Source organism: Mycobacterium sp., assembly GCF_032162605.1.
GTDB lineage: Bacteria > Actinomycetota > Actinomycetes > Mycobacteriales > Mycobacteriaceae > Mycobacterium.
In genome coordinates, this window is sequence record NZ_JAVROT010000503.1 from 1 (window position 1) to 5,363 (window position 5,363).

5 protein-coding genes and 1 pseudogene are annotated in these 5,363 nt (G+C 64.6%); 4 read left to right on the forward strand and 2 right to left on the reverse strand.

Features of this window, described 5'->3' with window-relative positions; genetic code table 11:
• Nucleotides 1-513: 513 nt before the first annotated feature.
• Complete coding sequence (locus QOI01_RS27900; protein WP_526386394.1) at nucleotides 514-945, reverse strand: nitroreductase/quinone reductase family protein; 432 nt, start codon at nucleotides 943-945, stop codon at nucleotides 514-516.
• Between the two features lie 14 nt (nucleotides 946-959).
• A complete protein-coding gene (locus QOI01_RS27905; protein WP_526386395.1) occupies nucleotides 960-1,919 on the reverse strand; it encodes an SDR family NAD(P)-dependent oxidoreductase in 960 nt (319 codons plus the stop codon).
• Between QOI01_RS27905 and QOI01_RS27910 the strand changes: the two genes are divergently transcribed.
• The 4 genes and pseudogenes from QOI01_RS27910 to QOI01_RS27925 form a co-directional block, all read left to right on the forward strand.
• Nucleotides 1,913-2,839 (forward strand): helix-turn-helix transcriptional regulator, encoded by a 927-nt coding sequence (locus QOI01_RS27910; protein ID WP_526386396.1) that lies wholly within the window; start codon nucleotides 1,913-1,915, stop codon nucleotides 2,837-2,839. The two genes, QOI01_RS27905 and QOI01_RS27910, sit on opposite strands and share 7 nt — an antisense overlap.
• Before the next feature lie 213 nt (nucleotides 2,840-3,052).
• Nucleotides 3,053-3,286 carry a hypothetical protein gene (locus tag QOI01_RS27915; protein WP_526386397.1) on the forward strand — a complete coding sequence of 78 codons (234 nt, stop codon included), beginning with the start codon at nucleotides 3,053-3,055 and terminating at the stop codon, nucleotides 3,284-3,286.
• A 33-nt stretch (nucleotides 3,287-3,319) separates the two neighbouring features.
• On the forward strand, nucleotides 3,320-4,909 hold the full coding sequence (locus QOI01_RS27920) for a GAF domain-containing sensor histidine kinase (RefSeq protein WP_526386398.1): 1,590 nt from the start codon (nucleotides 3,320-3,322) through the stop codon (nucleotides 4,907-4,909).
• Nucleotides 4,910-5,012: 103 nt separating this feature from the next.
• A pseudogene (locus tag QOI01_RS27925) lies at nucleotides 5,013-5,184 on the forward strand (IS3 family transposase); the annotation flags it as partial.
• Between the last annotated feature and the right edge of the window lie 179 nt (nucleotides 5,185-5,363).

The window sequence follows — 5,363 nt, forward strand, 5'->3', positions numbered from 1 at the left end:
GGAATTGAGAACCTACACCAGTTGTGGCTTCTCAAGTTTAATGTCCATTTCTCATTCGAAATGTCCACTCGATGTCCAATTGGACATGAAGGTGAGAATTCCGGTCGCTTGGCATGGTGGCGAAAGCATCCCTGTGACGGCGCCCATTCGGCGGGCGCAGCGCGAGATCTAAGTCGGCCATCTGAGTGCATATAGAGAGTGTCATGTGCACGAATTTGAAATCGCATCAAGCACAGGGCTTGTGATTGATTGCCACCCGGCCGTGTGAAAGCGCTGCGTTCCGTATCCTCGCTACGCGCACAAGGCAGCGGAATTCTGGTAGCTGTCGATGAGAGCACTTTGGCTCACAACGGCTTTGACGTGAAAGTCATTTTGTGAACTACGTCTAAGCGTTCTGCCCGGGCAGAGAGATGGGCTCACGGGGAGCTGCGGACTCCGGCTCCCGCACCCATGAAGCCAAGATTCGATGGCGGGCTTGCTCAGGCGGCTGGTTGGGCCGTGCATGGGCCTGCCTTAGCGGGCTCGAAGGCGCGCGTCGTCGAACTCGATCTCCACGATCGGGCTCCGCTCCTGCCATTCCTCCGGGTCCTGGGGCGGTACTCCAGCAGTCCCCAGGTCACTTCGGCCCTGGAGTGCGAGGACGACGGAGAGGGCTCTGCGCTTGGTGTCCGAGTCGACCTGCCGCGCGATTGCGGGAAGGTCGAACGCCGCCCCGTGCTTGAGGTGGACGATGAAGCGTGGGTTCGCCGTGAGATTGGCGTACCAACTGCGGCCACGCGGCATGCCTGACAGATACCACCGGCCATCGACGTGGTGGAACCAGATTTCGATCCGACGGGGTTGTCTGGTCCGGGCCCCCGTCGTGGTGATGTCGATGGTGCGTTCGGCGCGTGAGGACTGCGGTCTGACGTCCAATGCGCGTCGGATCGAAGCGATCTCGTCCAAGTCGAATTCCCTACTCACAGGCCGAACCCGCCCGACACATTGAGGGTTTCTCCGGTCATCCAGGAGCCGTCGTCCGATGCCAACACGGCGATCAGTCGCCCGACGTCGTCGCTCGTCCCGAACCGTCCGAGCGCGATCCGGCTCGTAACCCCCGCCATGATCGCAGCAACCCCGTCCGGGTCCGGAGCGCGCTGATCTGCCGGTACCTCCGAGCGGCCAAACCGGGTCGCAGTCGGTCCCGGTGCCACCGCGTTCACTCGAATTCCCCGCGTACTGAGTTCCTTCGCGAGCGTCCTAGTCCAAATGGAGATGGCCGCCTTCATCGCACCGTATGCAGTGCAGTCCTGCGCGATTCCCGTCGCGAGACCCGCAGTGCTCGACACGTTGACGATCGACGAGTTATCGGCCAGGAAAGGGACGAGCGCCTGCGTCAGCAGATAGGGCGCCTTGAACAGCAGGCGGTAGGCATCGTCGAGCATCGCGGGCGTGACATCGGCGAACGGTGCGATCCCGACGCTCGCCCCGGCATTGTTTATCAGAGCGTCAAAGGTCGCTCGTCCCCACCCTTCGGAGAGTTCCTGCACCTGAGCCGTGAACGCGGGGAAGGTCTCGACATCGCCGAGGTCGAGTGCCACCGCCGCGGCAACGCCGCCTGCCGCCTCGATCGATCGGACGGCCTCGAGCGCACCGTCGGCGTTGGTGTTGAACGTGAGCACGACACGGAGGCCACGTTGTGCCAAGCGCAGCGCGGCATCACGGCCTATGCCCGAGCTTCCGCCGGTAACGACTGCAATGCGCGCTGGATTTGTCTGAGTTTCGGTCACTGATTCACGAAACCATCGCGGTGCCTCGGGCCGCGACGCGAAAACTCCCGCGAAATTGCACAATCCTCGCAACCGATACGGGTCGCGCCTAGAAGCGTCAGCGAACGGCCTGGACAAGCACGGAATCGATGTACATTCGAGGCATGTCATCGGGGGTGCCCGGCCGTCGCGCGGGCCTGCTCGCCGAGCTGCGAGACTACGTCGAGCGCTATGCCAGCCATTCGCTGCCCATACCGGGCCTGAACCTGTGCACGGCCGAACGGCTCGACGGGCCGCAGATCATGCGCTCGGGCCGTTCGGTGGCGTTGGTAGTTCAGGGGGCCAAACGCCTCGCGCTCGGCGACCGGATCTACGACTACGGTCCGGGACAGTTCCTCATCGCCTCGATCGACATCCCGGTCTCCGGCCAATACACGGCCGCGTCCGCGTCCGAACCCGCCCTGGTAGTCGGGATGCCCCTCGACCCCGCTGTGCTCGCGGCTCTCATGCTGGACGCACCACCGGGTGTTTGTCTGCAGAACGGCAAGCTGCCCGACCAGGGCCTCGGCGTTGAAGACGCCTCAGACGGCCTCCTCGATGCGTTTCTGCGGCTCCTCCGGCTGCTCGACTCCCCGGATGATCGTCGGGTCCTAGCCGCGGGAGTACTGCGCGAAATCCACTGGCGACTGCTCACGGGCCCGCTCGGAGGTGCGGTGTGGCAGGCCGCTAGCTCGGACTCGGCGCTGGCGACGATCGCCGGCGCCGTTCGGTGGATCACCGATCACTACCGATCCCAGTTTCGCGTCGACCGACTAGCTCATGACCATGGCTTGAGTCCCTCGGCATTTCATCGGAACTTCTCCGCACTGACGGGCCTCAGCCCGATTCAGTTCCAGAAACAGCTTCGGCTACAGAAGTCACGTCTTCTCCTGATGGCAGGTTCGACCGATGTGTCCACGGCAGCTCACAGCGTCGGCTACACGAATCTGTCTCAGTTCAGTCGTGAGTATCGACGACAGTTCGGCTTGCCGCCGGGACGTGACGCCGCGCTGAGCCGCGAGCTACATGGCGCGAGTTCGAACGTCGACTGACACAGGCGACTGACTCAACGACAGATTCCTTACTCGATGCCCGTGCAGTCCGCGAACCAACCCGGTGTGATTACCGAGTTACGCAACTCCGCTGCCCACGGGCCGACCGCTGACCACTCGACGAAATTGATTCGGAAACAACAGCGGTCACCAATACGCAGAGAACTTCACGGCCCCCTAGCTAACTGGTGGGTGGCGACGGGCGAGTGCCCCGTGCAGTATGGCGATGAGGGTGTCCCGTTCGCGCAGATGGGATTTCAGTTCGGGATCTCACCGACGATCTCACTCCCGGCGCGCATCGAATTCGCCGCGGCACGGCGTTGGTCGGATGGTCCTTCGAGCCAGCGCGTGGACCGCGAGGGCTACGGCGACGACGTGGTTGCGGACGGCGACGGGTCGTTTGCCACCGGTGGAGGCAGGTGCGCGGACGAGACTTTTCTGGAATGATTCCAGATTATGACGGTGTTGAGGGAGTCCACCATGCCCTGGGAGACCTCCGCGCGGGGTCCTTCCCGGACACATGCAGCGTCCACCCCGATGCGTGCCGCGGTGTCGTTGCTGCTGCGCCCGACAGCCCCGCCGCGAGCGCTCGGGCTCGTCGTCGCCGTGTCGGTGATCGTGGCGGAGTCGGGTTTGGTGTACGTGTTCAAGCAGGCCGCTCCCGGGAGCGCCTTCGGCGTAGTTTTTCTGCTCGGCGTACTAGGTGTCTCGATCGGGTGGGGATGGGGCCTGGCGGTGACGATGGCGGCGGCCAGCGGGCTCGCCTTCGACTACTTCCGGCACGTGCCAGCCGACTTCGTTCCCTCCGAGGCCCAGAACTGGGCGGCAATCATCGTCTTCCTGGTCGTCGCGGTGTCGGCGAACACCGTCGCCGGGCTAGCAAGGGCCCGCGCCGGCGAGGCAGATCAACGTCGCCGGGAGGCCGATCGCGCTTTCGAGCGGGTCCGCGTGCTCGCAGAGCAGCAAGCCGCGTTGCGACGAGTGGCGACACTGGTCGCGCGGGGGGGCGCTCCGTCCGAGGTGTTCTCCACGGTCGCGGAGGAGTTGGTGCGGTGCCTGGGCGTGTGTAGCGCCGCTCTCATCCGCTTCCAGGCCGACGGCACCTCGATTGTGCTTGCGGCCCACGACGAGGCAGGACTGCCGAAGATGCCGGTCGGCGAACGCTTTGCGGTCGAGGGTGAAAATGTCGCAGCCATGGTGCTCGACACCGGCCGGGCCGCCCGGATCGACAATCATGACAATGCTTGGGGCCCAGCCGCTGCGCGAATTCGTGAGCTTGGCCTGCGCTCGGGAGTCGGAGCACCGATCGCGGTCGGCGGGCGCCTTTGGGGCGCAGCCATTGTCAGTTCGTCGCGATCTGAGCCGCTGCCTGTTGACACCGAGGCACGCATCGAGGACTTCGCCGACCTGGTGGCGACCGCGATCGCCAACGCCGAGAGCCACGCGCAGCTCACTGCATCTCGGGCCCGCATCGTGGCGGCCGCCGATGCCGCCCGGCGCAGCTTCGAACGTGATCTGCATGACGGCGCCCAACAACGGCTGGTTTCCTTGGGGCTCGCGATCCGTACAGCAGAAGCTTCGGTGCCGCCCGAACTGCGCCCGCTCAAGGAGCAGATCTCCCACATCGCGACGGGCTTGGCCGGCGTTTCGGAGGACCTCCGAGAGATCTCGCACGGGATCCATCCCGCAATCGTGTCCAGAGGCGGGCTCGGCGCGGCGCTCAAGACCCTGGGTCGCCGCTCCGCGGTCCCGGTCGACCTCGAGGTCGGTGTCGACCGACAATTGCCGGAGAGTGCCGAAGTAGCCGCGTACTACGTCGTTTCCGAGGCACTCACCAACGCGGCAAAACACGCCCAAGCTTCCGAAGTCAACGTGCGCGTCGAAGCCGATGAGGCCAATCTCCATCTCTGGATTCAAGACGATGGAATCGGAGGAGCCGACAGCGGCAACGGGTCCGGACTCACTGGACTCATCGACCGCGTCGAGGCGCTCGGCGGCATGCTTGAGATCTCTAGCCTCCCTGGAAGCGGGACGTCACTGCTCGTCGAGATCCCACTCGAAGTCCGATGACAGGGCTGGGTTCACCCGAGACCAGGAAGCCGGCGCCCAGCGGCCAGAGGAGAGCGGCGGCGGCGGTGTCCTGGGACAATGCAGTCGCCGCAAGGAGACGCACGCCCGATTGTGCAGACAGGAACGCATCTGGTCGATCTTCGCCAAGGAGCGAGGATTGAACAGGAAAGCTGGACCCCTGGGTCCATGATGACCTCGTCGACCGCCAGTTCTGCGCGCACGATCGCAACCAGATCTGGTTGACCGACACACCGAACACGGCGGACAACGGCCGCAGGTCCATTGAGCGTGCGGGCTGGAAGGAACCAGTGTCAGCGACTTGGGTCGCCGTCTCAAGGGGTGTGAAGGTCCCTCGCCGCTTCACGGGTCGAGCGTGGGACCAGCGCTCGATGGCGGAACTCTTTGAGCAGTTCTCCCAACGCCTGGTCCGCGCCGCCGGAGATTGCGTAGAGGG